Annotated in this window: 13 protein-coding genes; 7 read left to right on the top strand and 6 right to left on the bottom strand. The window is 70.4% G+C overall.

All coding sequences use genetic code 11. The features are described from left to right. Window positions 1–41 precede the first annotated feature (41 nt). Window positions 42–668 carry a TetR/AcrR family transcriptional regulator gene (locus ACFQVC_RS06920; RefSeq protein ID WP_381827636.1) on the top strand — a complete coding sequence of 209 codons (627 nt, stop codon included), beginning with the start codon at window positions 42–44 and terminating at the stop codon, window positions 666–668. Window positions 669–692: 24 nt separating this feature from the next. Here the strand turns inward: ACFQVC_RS06920 and ACFQVC_RS06915 are convergent, their stop codons facing one another. Beyond that, the gene (locus ACFQVC_RS06915) at window positions 693–2,225 is read right to left on the bottom strand and encodes a bifunctional phosphatase PAP2/diacylglycerol kinase family protein (protein WP_381827634.1); all 1,533 of its coding nucleotides are present in this window, start codon (window positions 2,223–2,225) and stop codon (window positions 693–695) included. A 455-nt stretch (window positions 2,226–2,680) separates the two neighbouring features. Here ACFQVC_RS06915 and ACFQVC_RS06910 point away from each other — a divergent pair, with 455 nt between their 5' ends. Further along, window positions 2,681–4,054 carry an OFA family MFS transporter gene (locus tag ACFQVC_RS06910; protein WP_381827632.1) on the top strand — a complete coding sequence of 458 codons (1,374 nt, stop codon included), beginning with the start codon at window positions 2,681–2,683 and terminating at the stop codon, window positions 4,052–4,054. A gap of 98 nt (window positions 4,055–4,152) precedes the next feature. Here the strand turns inward: ACFQVC_RS06910 and ACFQVC_RS06905 are convergent, their stop codons facing one another. Continuing rightward, window positions 4,153–4,875, bottom strand: a complete 723-nt coding sequence (locus ACFQVC_RS06905; RefSeq protein WP_381827629.1) for a transporter substrate-binding domain-containing protein — start codon at window positions 4,873–4,875, stop codon at window positions 4,153–4,155. A 149-nt stretch (window positions 4,876–5,024) separates the two neighbouring features. On the opposite strand from ACFQVC_RS06905, the gene ACFQVC_RS06900 reads away from it, so the two are divergent. Beyond that, complete coding sequence (locus ACFQVC_RS06900; RefSeq protein WP_381827627.1) at window positions 5,025–6,176, top strand: questin oxidase family protein; 1,152 nt, start codon at window positions 5,025–5,027, stop codon at window positions 6,174–6,176. A gap of 39 nt (window positions 6,177–6,215) precedes the next feature. Here ACFQVC_RS06900 and ACFQVC_RS06895 read toward each other — a convergent pair whose 3' ends face one another. Next, entirely contained in the window at window positions 6,216–7,043 is an 828-nt protein-coding gene (locus ACFQVC_RS06895) for a M55 family metallopeptidase (protein ID WP_381827625.1), read from the bottom strand. 138 nt (window positions 7,044–7,181) lie between these two features. Between ACFQVC_RS06895 and ACFQVC_RS06890 the strand changes: the two genes are divergently transcribed. After that, entirely contained in the window at window positions 7,182–8,279 is a 1,098-nt protein-coding gene (locus ACFQVC_RS06890) for an ABC-2 transporter permease (protein ID WP_381827623.1), read from the top strand. A 28-nt stretch (window positions 8,280–8,307) separates the two neighbouring features. On the opposite strand, the gene ACFQVC_RS06885 is transcribed toward ACFQVC_RS06890, so the two are convergent. Then, entirely contained in the window at window positions 8,308–8,940 is a 633-nt protein-coding gene (locus ACFQVC_RS06885; RefSeq protein ID WP_381827621.1) for a hypothetical protein, read from the bottom strand. Beyond that, window positions 8,930–10,492, bottom strand: coding sequence for an ROK family protein (locus tag ACFQVC_RS06880; RefSeq protein ID WP_381827619.1), 1,563 nt, complete (start codon window positions 10,490–10,492; stop codon window positions 8,930–8,932). Before ACFQVC_RS06880 ends, ACFQVC_RS06885 begins: the two co-directional genes overlap by 11 nt. Window positions 10,493–10,693: 201 nt before the next feature. On the opposite strand from ACFQVC_RS06880, the gene ACFQVC_RS06875 reads away from it, so the two are divergent. Further along, window positions 10,694–12,184 carry a nitrilase-related carbon-nitrogen hydrolase gene (locus ACFQVC_RS06875; protein WP_381827617.1) on the top strand — a complete coding sequence of 497 codons (1,491 nt, stop codon included), beginning with the start codon at window positions 10,694–10,696 and terminating at the stop codon, window positions 12,182–12,184. A gap of 26 nt (window positions 12,185–12,210) precedes the next feature. On the opposite strand, the gene ACFQVC_RS06870 is transcribed toward ACFQVC_RS06875, so the two are convergent. Then, the gene (locus ACFQVC_RS06870) at window positions 12,211–13,140 is read right to left on the bottom strand and encodes a LysR family transcriptional regulator (RefSeq protein ID WP_381827614.1); all 930 of its coding nucleotides are present in this window, start codon (window positions 13,138–13,140) and stop codon (window positions 12,211–12,213) included. Window positions 13,141–13,254: 114 nt separating this feature from the next. Here ACFQVC_RS06870 and ACFQVC_RS06865 point away from each other — a divergent pair, with 114 nt between their 5' ends. Next, window positions 13,255–13,782 (top strand): DapH/DapD/GlmU-related protein, encoded by a 528-nt coding sequence (locus tag ACFQVC_RS06865; RefSeq protein ID WP_381828285.1) that lies wholly within the window; start codon window positions 13,255–13,257, stop codon window positions 13,780–13,782. Window positions 13,783–14,149: 367 nt separating this feature from the next. Then, on the top strand, window positions 14,150–14,704 hold the full coding sequence (locus tag ACFQVC_RS06860) for a hypothetical protein (RefSeq protein WP_381827612.1): 555 nt from the start codon (window positions 14,150–14,152) through the stop codon (window positions 14,702–14,704). Window positions 14,705–14,795 lie beyond the last annotated feature (91 nt).

Genomic DNA, 14,795 nt, shown 5'->3' with positions numbered 1-14,795 from the left:
GAAAACATCGAAAGCATAGCGCTGCTATGTATTGTGGCGCCATGGCGAGAACGAAAGATCCGGTGGTCCGCTCCCAACTCCTCGACCGGGCCGCGTACATGCTCCGGCAGCGGCAGCCGGTCACCCTGCGGACACTGGTCGCCGGCACCGGCGTATCGACGATGGCCGTCTACACCTACTTCGGCGGCATGGACGGCCTGTGGAAGGCGCTGCGGCAGGAAGGCTTCAGCCGCCTGGCCGCCAAACTGGCAGCCGTCTCGATGACTTCGGACCCGGTGCGCGACCTCGCCGCCCTGGGGGCCGCCTATGTGTCCAACGCCCTGGAGAGCCCCGACCTGTACCGGGTCATGTTCGACGCGAGCTTCGAACTCGAAGACGCCGACGCCGCGGACGAGGCGCTGCACTGCCTCGTCCGCGGCGCCGGACGGGCCAAGGCGGCCGGGCGCTTCCGCGACGACGTCGACCCCCTGGAACTGGCGACTCAGAGCTGGACCATCGGCCACGGACTGGCGTCACTCGTCGCGACGGGCCCTTTGCCGCATGAAGCACTCGCCCACGCCGTGCCGATGCTGACCGCGCTCTTCGTCGGCGCCGGCGACGATCCCGGCCGATGCCACCGCTCCGTCAAGCGCGGCTGGGGCAAGACGCCTGCGGCCACCACCAGTTGAGAGGGCGGGCCGCCGGAGCGGCGGCTACCGCTCCGTCAGCGGGCGGTAGACGGTGAGCGCCTCCGGGAGCTTGTCGACACGGAAGGCGCGGGGGGCCCGTGACACTTCTCCGTCGTAGGCCATCCTCGTGCCCTCGCGCAGTCCGGAGACATGGAGCCGGCGCGCGTGCGTCGCGGCGTACAGGCGGGTCCTGGCCACTCCTCCCGCGAGGGCGGTGGCGAGCAGGCGGGTGCGGGCGAAGCGGCCGCCGTGGGCGATCCGTACGTCGAGGAGGCCGTCGGCGAGATCGTCGCGGCGCACCGGGGCGATACCGAGGCTGCGGTAGGCGCCGTTGCCGGCGAAGAGCAGCCACATCGCGCGGCGGCGCCCATTGACCACCGCCTCCAGCGGGCGTGCGGTGCGCAGGATCCTCGCCGTGCCGTAGAGCGTCGCGGCCGGGCCGCCGATCTTCGGTGACCACTGCTCTCTGAACCGGACGAGATCGGGGTAGGCGCCCAGGCTGAAGGTGTTCAGGAAGTAGACGGGCTCGGGCCCCGGTGCGCCGGTGCCGCCTTCAGGCGATTCGGGCAGCGGCGTCACCCGGCCGACGTCGGCCCGTACCGCGACGCCGGCCGCGACCGCGGCACAGGCATCCGCCACCGTCTCGGCGCCGAGGTCGGCGGCGAAGTGGTTGAACGTGCCGCCGGGCATCACCATCAGCGGCACCTGGAACTCCAGGGCCGGCGCCACGGCCGCGTTGATGGTCCCGTCGCCGCCGCAGACGCCGAGCACTCCCCCGCGGCGGGCCGCGTCGCGCGCGGCCTCGGCGATCACCTTGGGCAGCGGGCCCGAGGCCGCCTCGTAGATGACAACTTCGGCGCGCGGCAGTGCGGCCTTGATCTGCCGTACCGGGTCCATGAGTTGGGGCTGCGCCCCGGAGGAGGGGTTGACGACGACATACAGGCCGTCGCCGTCGGGCAGTGCGGGCGCGTCGGTACGCGGCCGGGCCGGCGGTGGCAGTTGGGCTCGCGAGGGCACCAGGCCGCGTACGGCATACGCCGCTCCCACGCCGAGAGCGGCGCCCACCAGGACGTCGCTGGGGTAGTGCACGCCGGTGTAGATCCGGGAGAACGCCACCGAGGCCGCCACGGGTGCGAGCGCCGCTCCCCAGCGGTGCGACTCCAGGGCCGCACCGGCGGCGAAGGCCGCGGCGGACGCGGCGTGCCCGGAGGGGAAGGAGCTGGTGAGGGGCTGGCGCGGCAGGTGGCGTACGACGGGCACGGCGTCGAGGACGGGCCGCGTGCGGCGCACGGCCCCCTTGCCCAGGGTGTTCACGGTGGCCGAGGCGAGCGCCAGGGAGGCCACGCCGCGCACAGCCGCCCGCCGCCCACGGGAGCCGCCCACGGCCCACATGCCGACGGCGATGCCGCCCCACAGCAGCCCGTGGTTGGCGCTGCGGCTCAGCCGCGGAAGGACCGGCTCCGCACCCGGCCAGGAGCGCTCGGCGACGCGCCGGAACAGGGAGTGGTCCAGGGACCTGAGCAGCGTACGAGCCTGAAGCCTCGGCGTTTTGCGCATAATCCCCCTTTTATACCTGCACCGTCCGGCGGGGTCGCGGCGGGGGCCCGCCGAGGCTGGACGGGAGGGCCCGCCGAGGCTGGACGGGAGGGCCCGCCAAGGCTGGACGGAAGGGCCCGCCGAGGCTGGACGGAAGGGCCCGCCGAGGCTGGACAGGGGGGCTTGCGACTCACCGGTGCGGTTCGGCCGTGGCGCGCCACCCTCCCTCAGGGCCAGCCCAACTCCCCGCCAAAGGCGGCTTGTTGAGCGGCAAGGCTTGGGCAAAGTGGCGTACCGGACCTGGACAGTCCGGAGTGCCTGCGTGCTACATGTAACTCGCGCAGATCGTCGACTGTATGCAGTCCTGGTGCGGGTCTGGAGGCCCGCCCGCAGCTGTCCGCAGCCGACGGCGTCAAGGAAGCCGGACAGGGGGCGCACTGACCAGTCTTCCCGAGCTCCACGACAAGAGGGGCGACATGAGCACTGACGTAGCACGGCATCCGGCCGCCGCCGGATACCGGGAAGTGACCGACAGCAAGGGCCGCGTCTACCGCATCGGCGAGACCGACCGCGAGATCCTGGGGCACTCACGCCGGCTCATGGTGTGGCTGCCCTGGGCCGCGATGATGGCCATCAGCGTTTTCGAGTACGCCTACGGGTCGGCCGAGGACACCCTCTCGCGCGCCCATGGCTGGACGCAGAGCGACACCTTCTGGATCCTCAGCGTCTGGACGTTCTTCCAGGCCGGCGTCTCCTTTCCGGTCGGCTGGATGCGCGAACGCGGCATCCTTTCCGCCCGCAGCGCGATGCTGGCCGGTTCCGGGCTCGCCCTGGCCGGCTTTCTCTCCCTCTCCCATTTCGACAGCGTGTGGCCCGCCCTCATCGGCTTCGGCCTTTTCGGCGGCGTCGGCTCCGGATTCATCTACTCGACGTGCATCAACATGGTCGGCAAGTGGTATCCCGAACGCCGCGGCGGCAAGACCGGATTCGTCAACGGCGGATTCGCCTACGGCGCCCTGCCGTTCATCTTCGTCTTCAACTTCGCCTTCGACACCGGCAATTACCGCACCGTGCTCGATCTGATCGGCGTGTACGTGCTGATCCTGACCGCCGTCTGCGGCTGGTTCTTCAAGGATCCGCCCAAGAACTGGTGGCCCCACTCGATCGACCCGCTCACCGCAGGGCAGACGAACGCCAAGACCGCGCGCAGCCTCGCCAAGAACCCGCCCGCGGCCCGTCAGTACACCCCGATGGAAGCCATCAGGACCGGGCAGCTGCCGCTCATCTGGCTCCTCCTGGTCCTCACCGCGGGAGTCTCCATCTTCGGCATCTCCTTCCAGGTGCCCTTCGCCAAGGACGTCGGATTCGGGCCGCTGGTCGCGGCGCAGTCGGCGGGAATCCTCGCCGTGGTCAACGGCGTCGGCCGTGGTGTCGTCGGCTGGCTCTCCGACATCTGGGGCCGCAAGAACGCCCTCATCTTCGTCATCCTGGTCCTCGGCTTCTCCCAGTTCGGGGTGCTGTGGACCGGAAACATCAACAACGAAGCGCTGTTCCTGGTGTTCGCGTTCTTCTCCGGATTCGGCGGCGGCGCCTTCTACCCGATGTTCGCCGCGCTGACCCCGGACTACTTCGGCGAGAACAACAACGCCACGAACTACGGCATCGCCTACAGCGGCAAGGTCGTCAGCGGCCTCTTCGGCGGCGGGCTCGGCGCCACCGCCGTGGCGGCCTGGGGGTATGACGGCGCCTACCTCCTGGCGGGCGGAACCTCCCTGGTCGCCGCCGCACTCGCCTGCCTGCTTCGCCACCCGGGCCGGCCACGGGGCGGGGGCCAGGCAGCGCTCCCCTAACGGCTCCCGCGGCGGCCGGGATACGGCTCCCCCGATCCGCGCGGCCGGTCAGCCGCCCACACGACCGGCCGTGCGCCCGCCCCCCGCTCGCCGGGACCTCAGCGCGCGGCCGGCGCCACCAGCGACTCGGACCGTCCCGAGCGGCGCAGGGCCTCGGCGACGAAGCCGTTCGCCTTCAGCTCTTCGACCAGCTCGCGCAGGAAGGCGACGGTCTCCGGGCGCCGCTCCCTGGTGGTGCCCACGGCCTGCTGGATCTGCATGAACCGGTCCTCGATGAGGCGGACTTCGGGGTGCGCGCCGGCGAACTCGGTCATCGGCTGACGGATTCCGGCCGCGGCCTCCAGGCCTTCGGCCTGGAACACCGCCACGCCCTCGTCGCCGCGTACGACCGTCGCATGCCGCAGGGTCCGGGTGAGGAACAGATCGTAGGCGGATCCGCGCTTGACGCCGATGCGCACACCGGTCCGGTCGACATCGGCGGCCGTGGCGATGTCCGAGGCCCGGGGCACGGCGAACACGCCCTCGATCACCACATACAGCGCCGTGAAGGCGACCTCGGCCTCCCGCGCCGGATCGACCGCCAGAAAGCACAGATCGGCCCGGCCTTGGGCCATCGCCTCGTACGACTTGCGCGCCGCGTCGAAGCAGAGCAGCTCCACCGGCACCCCGAGCCGGGCGCCGATCTCGTGCGCGATGTCCACCGTCACCCCGCCCGGGTCCGCCGGTGTGCCCTGGGCGAGCACCGGGTTGCCGAGGTTGACGGAGACCCGCAGCGCACCGGTCGGCGCCAGGTCCTTGGCGAGGGCAGCAGTCGTGATCACGGGGCGAGTGTAGAGCGGCCGCCGCATCGTCACGCCAACCGGTGCCCCGCGGCCGCTCTCCGGTCCCCGGGTCCTAGGCCCATCGGCCCTCGCCGGCCCACTCCGTCCGACCGATATCAGCGTGCCGCGCGCTTCTTAGGATCAGCGCCATGGACACCACCGGCACCACCAGGGGCACGGTCGGCGACGGCACCGGCGGCACCAGTACGGGCGGCACCGGCGGCGCAGGCACAGAAACCGGTACCGGCACAGGCACCGGCAGCACCGACGGCACCCTCGACGAAGCCCTGCAGCGGTTGCATGCCACCGGGCCCGAGCGTCTGGGGCGGCTCACCAACCACGCGCCGATGGCTGTGGAGGCCCTGGCCGCACACGGCCGGGGCGCCGCGGTGCACCGCTGGCTCGATCTCTACTCACACAAGCTCGAGGACTTTCCCGCCCCGCTGGAGCCGGTCACCGGCGCCAACTGGCGGACCGCACTCGGTGATCCACGCCGGGCCGCCGACTGGATCGCCCACTTCGAGCGGCAACTGGCCGAGCAGCCCTGGCGGGAGGTGCTCGCCACGTGGTGGCCACGGCTGCTGCCCGGTCTGTACGGCGGCTCCACCCACCCCGTGATCCGCGTCGGTCACGCCGTACGCACCCTTTTGCGCAGCGAACCGGACACGGGACCGGGCAGCGAAGCGGAGGGCCGCCCCACGCCCCGCCTCGCCGAACTCGCCCACGGGCTCGGCTATTGGGCCGCCCGCCACCACCCCGTCACGGGGATCGCCCCGCGCCCGGGTGCGCGCACCGCGGCCGCCGCCCTCGACGCGGTCCCGCCCGTCGAGAATCCGCAGGGCGGCTTTCCTGACCGCCTCGGCAAGGTCACGGCCCTGCCGGTATGGCCCTCTGCGGTCACAGGTCCTGACGACGCGGCCGGACGTCTGGCCGAGCTCGTGCGGGCCGCGACCCACCGCTACGCCACCCACGGCCACGGCGACGCGGTGATGCTGGTGCACGCCGCGACGGCACCCAACGCCGTCCAGCGCACCCTGCCCGCGCTCCCCCACGCCCTGTGGGAGCCGAGTCTGCACGCGGCATGGACAGCGTCGGCCGCGGTGACCGCCATGTACGCGCCGCGAGAACCGGCCGCGTACGAACCGCCCGGCACGTTCACCGCCGAGGAGATCTTCGAGCGGGCCCTGGCCCACGGCGACGAACACGTCATCAAGTTCACGGACACGGCCCTCGACATCGGCGATCCGCCCGCCCTGGCGGCGGCGGCCCGCGCCATCGAACTCGGCGAACCTCTCGCCTAGCGCACCCGCAGGTGTCCTGCCGGACTTCCCGCGCAGCGCTCAGCCGGGTTTGATCGTGCCCAGCTGTACGAGGAGCAGGACGAGGCGGTAGGCCTGCGCGAAGTCGGCCGCGGTGAACGCGACCGTGCGGCCGCCCTTCGCACGCGTGACTCCCGGTACGAGCGTGGCCAGGTCGGCTGTGACCGGACTGTGCAGGTCGACCTCGACATCGAGCGGCCCCGCCAGGGTCAGCGGCGCCACCTGGGCCCGCCGGGTGATGGCCTCGGCGGCCGCCCGGCGCAGCCGCTCCCGGGCTTCTTCGGGGTGCAGGGCGACCGCGGCGGCCTGCCCGAGCGCCTGCTTCACCGCGACGGTGAGCGCCGAGGGCAGCAGCTCGTGCAGTTCGGCGCAGGCGACGTCGTCGCCGCTGAGCAGCACGACGGGAGCGCCGAGCGCTCCGGCCATGTGGGCGTTGAGACCGATCTCGCCCAGGGAACGCCCGGCCACGCGCACGTCGAGGATCGCGTCGCTCATGGTGTGGGCGAGGACGGCGGGACCGGCGCCGGCGCGGGCGTGGTAGCCGACGAGCACCACGGCGTCGGTGTGTTCGTCGAGCCCGCCGAGCATGCCCAGCGGGCGGGGTTTTCCGCGCACCAGATGGGCCCGCCGGTCGAGTTCCTCCGGCAGCAGGTTGCGAAAGGGGCCGTGCGCGTCGACGACCCATACCGCGGCCCCGGGTTCGGCGTCGAGGACGCCGGCGATCACGGCGTTCGCCTCGGCCGTCATCAGGGCCCGGCCGCGCTCGTAGTCGTAGCGATCCGGCTGCGTCTCGGCGCCATGTACGACCCCCGAGATGCCCTCCATGTCCACTGAGATCAGCACCTTCATGGGCCCGGGAGTCTAGGGGGCCCCGGCGGTCACGGCACGGGTCGTCCCGGCATGAGCCGGGACCATCCGGCGGGCACAACGGGCATATGACTGCAATGAGCCGCATAAGGCTACGTACAGATGTTTTACGGTATTCACATGCCAGAGCGGACTGATCAAGAGCACACGCGGACGTCGCACGGGGCCCATGGACGGGCACCCTCCAGGGGCGAGCGGTGGCAGCACTTCAAGGACTCGCCCTTTCTGCCCGCGACCGTGTTGCTGTTCATCCTGGCGGCCGCCGCCGGGCTGTTCGCCGGCAGCTACACGTACTCGATGGCGAACCCCACGCCCCGCCATGTGCCCACAGCCGTGGTGGGCGCGCACGATTCGGTGCGCGGCAAGGAGTTCCTGGCCGGGATGGAGAAGGCGCTCAACGCCTCGCTCGCGACGGAGCCGTACGGCACCTACGCCGAAGCCGAGCGGGCGGTCGACGAGCAGCAGGTCTTCGCGATCCTCGACGTGCACGGCCAGGACCGGGTCACGCTCGCCGTCTCCAGTGCCTCGGGCGCCTCGGTGGCGCAGCTGCTCGCGCAGGCGGGGCCCCAGGTGGGCCAGAAGGTCGGGGTGCCGGTCACGGTCAAGGACATCACGCCGATGCAGCCGGGCGACCCGCGCGGACTGGCGATCTTCTACATCTCGCTCGCAGCCGTGATCATCGGTTTCGTCGGTGCCATCCAGCTGAGCGTGCACGCCCGTGACCTCAACCCGCTCGAGCGGATCGGCTTCACGATGGCGTACGCCCTGCTCGGCTCCTTCACCATCGCCGCGGTCGTGGACTGGTGGCTGGGCGCGGTGGATCTGCCGTTCGTGGAGTCCTGGCTGATCCTCGCCCTGACGATGTTCACGTCGGGGATGGTTTTCACCATGTTCAACACCCTCTTCGGACGGTGGGCGATGCTGCCGACCTGGGGCCTGATGGTGCTCCTGGGCAATCCGTCGTCGGGCGGTGCCGTCTCCTGGCCGCTGCTGCCGTCGGTGCTCGGCCACATCGGCCGCTGGCTGCCGCCGGGCGCCTCGGTCAACGCCCAGCACACGGCGGTGTACTTCGGCGGCCACCAGCACGCCTTCCCCTTCCTGGTCCTGGCGGGGTGGGCGCTGGTGTCGTGTGCGGTGTTCTGGTTCTGGCGCCATCGCCACCCGGGCGGCCGCGCGGCGGCCCCCGCGCACGCCGCGGATGCCGCCGCGGCGGCCTGAGTTCGGCCGCTGAGCGAGGGCCTGGCGTTCAGCGGGGGCCGGGGGTGCCGCCCGGCCGTCGGCCCTGGGGTGAGGTGTCGTCGGGCGCCATGCTGTCCGCCCCCTTCTCGGCGGGGGCGAGCAGCATCGCGAACACGGCGCGCAGTTTGCCGGCGGTCTCGCGGGAGAACATGCCGACGAGCGCGCCGAGGGCGGTCACTCCGTACGGGTTGATGTCGCTGGAGGAGGCCATCGTGGTGGTCAGACCGCCGCGCAGCACGAAGTACACGATCAGTGCCAGGCCCGACCCGGCGAACGGTTCGAGCACGTACATCAGCACCCAGCTGCGTCGCAGGCCGCGGTTGCCCACGTACCAGTAGAGCGAGCGCAGGGTGTGGATGACCGCGCCCAGGCCGCCGACCGCGGCGACGACGATGAACAGCCGTGTCTCGCGCAGGAGATGGGGCGACCAGAACAACACCCGTACGCGTACCGCCTGTTCCGCTTTGTGGACGGCGCCGGGCTGGGCCGCGGGCGGCCATGCCTGGACGAGTGCGACGCCGAGCGTCAGCGCCATGAGGACCAGCAGGGCCGCCAGGAGGATGATGTCGCGCACCCCCGCGTACTGCTCGCCCACGGCCGATGGAGCAGGGGGCGGATCGTCGCCTTCCTCAGCACTCATGACGGCTCAAGCGCCGCTTGGCGACCGCCGCGGCGGCCTGGGCGCCGACCTCGGCGTCGTAGGGCTTGGCCGCGAGGGTGACATCGGAGCCCGCCGTCGAGAAGGACTGCTGCCGGACGGTGTTGCGGACGGCGGCCATGAACAGCCTTGCCGCATCGGAGTCCTCGTCGGAGACGAGGCGTGCGGGGCCGTAGAGCACGAGGCGGTCCGGGTTCGTCAGGTTGATCAGCGCCGACAGGCCGATGCCCAGGGCTTCGCCCGTTCTGCCGAGCACATGCTCGACGTGCTTGCGGCATTCGGCGCTGGACAGCAGTTCCAGAGCCGCGTCCAGGTCTTCGGCGGGCTGGTCGGTCAGACCGCGGATCTCGGCGGCGATGGCGTCGGTGCCGACGACGCTCTCCAGGCAGCCGCTGTTGCCGCAACTGCACGGCGGGCCGTCCGACTGCACCACGACATGGCCGAGTTCGCCCGCGCAGCCCGCCGCCCCGTGGTGGATACGGCCGTCGAGCATCAGACCCGCGCCGACGCCCTGGTCGAGGATCACCGCGGCATCCGTACGCCCCGGCCGGTGGCCGGTGTAGGAATGCTCCAGCTGAACGAGCGCGTTGGCGTCGTTCTCCAGGACGGTCGGCAGTCCGGTCGCCCGGCGCAGCGGCTCGGCGAGGGAGAAGCCCGACCAGCCCGCGCCCGCGGCGTAGTTGGGGGCGGAGACGATGTCGCCGCGGGCCGCGTCCACATGGCCGCCGATCTCCACTCCGAGGCCCACCCGGCCCGCCGCCGCCGGGGCCCGGGCGGCCGGGGCCTCATCGAGCAGGTCGCGGACGAATTCCGCGAGCACCGTGACCGCTTCGTCGGCGTTCCAGACGGGCTTCAGGTCGCACTGGACGCGGGCGAGTGAGGTGCCCGCGGCGTCGGTCACGACTCCCCAGAGCTGCTCGGGCCTGACCTTGACACCCAGGAAGTAGTCGAAGTCCGCGGGCTCGACGGCCTGGGGCTCCGGTTCGGGCTCGGGGCGGTAGAGGCCGGACTCCTCCAGATACCGCCGGCCGCGGGGAGTGACGTCCCAGGCGTTCTGCCGCCACTCGCGCCGCTTCCACACCACATCGGCATCGACGAGCTTGCGTCCCACCCGGCTGATCTCGGTGATATCGACATCGAGCCGGGCGGCGAGCTGGGCATTGCTCTGGCCCGGCTGCCGGGCCACCTCGACGAGAAACTGCGCGGCGTGCCCTTCGGGGTCGAGCGAGAGCTGCAGCGCGGACGGCAGCCGGTGCAGCGCCCAGTACGTCACATCGATCAGGCCGAGCAGGCGGCCACGCTGCTCGACTGCCAACTCACCCCTGCCGTCCCGTAATTGGCTTCCGTACCTGCGGCGCAGTCCTTCATGGGCCGCCTCAAGGGCCTCCTCGTCACCGGCGAGCGAGGCGTCCGTGACCATCATGCCCAGCGAACTGAACAGCCCTTCGGATATCTCTTCCGCAGATTTGATTTCATCGATCAAGCACTGGACCTCGGTCGCCCGGTCGTATCGCTGGCGCCTTCCGTCACTCATGCCACTCCCCCGTTCCTCGATCTCCAAATTGACCGACCTTTCCAGGGTGGAGGCATGCCAAGTGAGTGTCAAGTGATACCGACTTGATCCTTTCCAAGCGGCCATGATCCGCCCGCCCGCACTAGCCGTTCTCAAGTTCTCTACGAATATGCGGAGCGTTCCGTTAATATCTGGTTACACGGTACGGGCCCGGGGGGGACCATGAACGAAAACGTGGCAGGAAACAGTGGTGGGCATTCGATCAACGGCATTCTCCTGCCCACCGACCCGGCGGATCTCTTCATCGTTCTCTACGATCTCCTCCCGGACCGCCCGTTCCGCGGACTGACGGCGAACCAGTGGTACCGCGACGAGACCGTGCACCACCTGGCGGCCCAGATCTGCGAGGACGTGACGACCTACGGGAACGCCGACACCGCCCTGATCAAGGAGACGGTCCAGCAGTACGGCCACCAGGGCCTCTTCACCGCGCTCACCGGCCTCGACCAGGCACTGGCCACCACCAACCCCTTCAATGGAGCGCGCTGCGCATCCGCCCTGAACAAGATCGCCCGCAGATACAACGAAAAGAATCAGCTCAACGACCCGGACGGCCCGACCGCCGGCAAACTGCTGCCCCGTTGCACACGCCCGGGAAAATTGGTCGCGCAGCCCACGGGCAAACCCGATTTCTTCAACGTCCATCGCGTCACGGCAGAGAACTGCAGGAACGTACACCACGTCGGATTCAAGCAGCGAAACGGCGCACATTTCACGGGAAAGAAAGCGATTCCTATAGGCTCCGCCCCATTACTGGAGAGCTACCGCGACCTCCAGTTCGAATTCGACGTGAGAGACGGAATCACCTATTACAAGGTGTCGCCGGTGGACGAGCGACTGCGTGACCGCATCAACCACGTGGTCAAAAAGCTGGACGACTCGGGTGCGGAGATCGGCGTGATGCCCGAGAGCACCCTGTCCAACGCGCTCGCCGCCCACTGGGGCACCCACCTCGGCCAGACCCCCGAGGGCAGCCGGCTGCGCTGGATACTCCTGGGCACCGGACCGCTGGGCGAGGGCGACCCGCCCCCCAACCGCGCGGTCCTCGTGGACCGCTCCACCGGCGAGACGATCCTGACCCACGACAAGATGCACGGCTTCACCATGGGCCAGGGCCAGGCGGACCGGTGGCAGCTGCCCGAACGCCCGGAACACGAACTGGCCGCCGAGTACCTGGAACACGGCGGCACGGTCACCGTCGCCGAGACCGCCATCGGCAGGGTGGCGGTCCTGATCTGCGAGGACGTCAAGCAGTCCACCGACTGGGAGGCGCCACTGCGCGCCTTCGGCGTCTCCCATCTCTTCGTGCCGCTCTTCTCCTCACCGATCAGCAACCAGATGCCGCCGCGCTGGGACGTCCAGGCCGCGGCGCGCTGCGTCGAGGTCGTCGGCGCCTGGGTCGTCCTCGCCAACAGCCTCGCCGTGGGCGCCCACATGGAGCACCTCCCGCTGGAGACCTGCTTCAACACCCTTGTCATCGGCCCGCGTCTGCCCCGGCCTCTGGACAACGGCGACTGCGACGCCCAGTTCGGCCGCTCGGAGAACGGCACAGAGCTGGCCCGCGTCGTACGCCCCGACCACCAGGGCAGGGCCGCACGGGGCGACCCCGAGGAGGGGCCCCTGCCCACGGTCCAGCGGGGCGGAACCGGTTAGGGCGTGTCTGCTGTTCGGTCGTCCGGTCAGCGGTATACCCAGTCCGGCGCCCACACGTCGTGCGGGGTTCGCGGGCCTGCGGCGCGCAGATGGTCGCGCAGCGCGGTCAGCACGGGATGCCGGTCTCCGCTGCGGAACAGCAGCACGTGCGGGTAGACCGGGGTCGGGTCGTGCATCGGGATACGCCGTAGATCGTGGGTCTGGGGCCACAGGTACCGGTCCCCGCTGCCGACGAGGGTGGCCAGCGAGGGCGAGTCGGCCAGCGCGTCCATCAGGGCCTCGTCACCGAAGTTGGGGCCGAGCGCGTCGATGCTCAGGCCGAAAGCCTCGGACAGCGCCTGGTAGAACGCCGCCCACTCCGTGCTTGGCCTGATCCCGGGGATCCAGATGCGGTGGCCGGCCAGGTCCTCAGGACTGACCCAGGGCGCGTCAGCCAGCGGGTGACCGGGCCCGACCAGGAGTTCCAGGGGTGCGTCCAGGAGTCGCTCGGCGCTGATCCCGGCCGGGACCTGGTCTGCCGGCAGGGCACGGAAGGACGCGTCGACGGTCCCTTCGAGCACCGCCTGGGCGGCCTGGGCGGCGTTCTCCTTGCTCAGTGTGACCGTGTCCAGGTTCGTCTCGGGGTGGGAGCGGTAAAACCGGTAGACGGCCTGGGCCGGGGAGATGCGCCGATTGAGGACATCGACGCGCAAGGGACGGCTGCCGGGGCGCACGGCCTGCTCGGCCTGCTCGATGGCCGCCAGGACCTTCTTGGCGTGCGGCAGGAAGACCTGCCCGTCCAGGCTCAGCCGGGAGCCTCGGGAGGTCCGCACCAGGAGCGTCACCTCGATGTGCCTCTCCAGGGCCGCGATCCGCTTGGAGACCGCCTGCTGGCTGATCCCCAGCTCGTCGGCCGCAGCCTGGAACTGGCCGGTCTCAGCGACGGCCACGAACGTCCGCAGCGCTTCAACATCCACGCTTCCACCCTACTTTCACAACCGTTGGTTGTGTCTGGAGTGGTGCAGGGTTGTTTGATCGAGCGTTCTGCGCGGTGGTGGGATCAGCGCATGTCTACCCGCACAGAGCAGGTCATGTATGTCCAGACACCTGAGTTCGCGCGTCATGCGGAGCGAATCGTGGAGGTGACCGATGCGACGTCTCGACTGAACGTGCTTCCGTTCAGCGACAGTGAAGGTCGCGCGGCACTACTTTCTGTTGTGTTCGGCAACCCGCTGCCGGAATCGGTGATGATCTACCCGCCGTTCTTTACCGAGTTCGGGCTGAACACGACGTTCGGGGAGAACGTCTTCGTCAACCAGGGATGCACCTTCATGGACAAGGGAGGCATCCGTATCGGCAACGGCGTCATGATCGCCCCGAAGGTCAGCCTCATCACCGGAGGCCACCCACTGTCCCTGGCCGAGCGCCGCGAGTACCTCTCCTTCGCCCCGATCGTCATCGAGGACGACGTCTGGATCGGGACGGCTGCCGTGATCACGCAGGGGGTGACCGTCGGTGCCGGTGCGGTGGTCGGTGCCGGTGCGGTGGTCACTCGTGATGTTCCTGCCGGCACCGTGGTCGCGGGAGTGCCCGCCCGAGTGATCAAGACGATCGACTGAGCCCGGCCGGGCTGTCGGCCCGGGTGCGCCACACCTCTGCGGTCCGATCCTGATGCCTCGTCACGCTCGGCTGACCGACCAGCAGTGGGACCGTATCCGACCTCTGCGGCCCTCCAGTTCCGGTCTTCGTGGCAGGCCGTGGGCCGATCATCGCCGCAGTGCTGGTCTGGGCTCGCATCTGACGGACACGCCTTAGCGGCCCCCACGGGTGACGCAGCAGACGGGCCCCCGGCAGTGCCGGGGGCCCGTCGTAACACACGGAACCAGGGGGGGATCGATTCGCCGTGTCGTTCTGTTCAACGCGCACCGAGCAGAAACGTCACGGCCCGCACGCGGATCCCTCAACTGCGCCGTGCACAATGCCCCCATGGATCAGGGGTGGGCGGCCGTGGTCGCCGGAATCGTCGGTCTTGTGGCCGCACTTGGGGGCGCGGCGGTGGGCGGGCGAGCTGCCGTGCGAGGCGCCCAGGTCAGCGGGAACGCGGCGCACCGGCTCTGGCTGCGGCAGGAGCGGACCCGTATCTACGAGCAGGTGCATGCCGCGTATGCGGACGTGGCGATCGAGGTCCCGCGGGTGGAGCAGGCCCTTCGGCGTCGCGAGGCACCGAGTGACGCCGATACCGAGGAAATGCGTCGCGCGTGGGCCGCGCTGAGAATCGCCTGCGCCGGCACTCAGCTTTTCGGCCCCGGCGAAGTGGTCCTTGCCGCGATGGAGCTGCGGCGCCTGAGCACACGCTGCCGGAGCAATATCGAGCGCTGGCGGGAGGCCGTCGCGGACGCGTGCACGGACGAGGAGCACCGGCGGTTCTCGGACCGCGGCGACGAGCACCGCCTCGCACTGCGCCGCAGCCACGAGCTGTTCATGCAGCAGTGCCAGCAGGTGCTCCTCGGAAGCGTCCCCGAAGGGACGGCCGCCGACTGACACCGCGCGAGGTCCATGACTGTACTGTCACGGCCGTCCGTCACTGTCACCGCAGTCCGTCCCTCGTTCGGCGTCCGGGGATTGCGCCCGG

The sequence above is a fragment of the Streptomyces monticola genome (assembly GCF_042665355.1).
Taxonomy (GTDB): Bacteria; Actinomycetota; Actinomycetes; order Streptomycetales; family Streptomycetaceae; genus Streptomyces; species Streptomyces monticola.
This window is presented reverse-complemented; position numbering and strand designations above follow the sequence as displayed.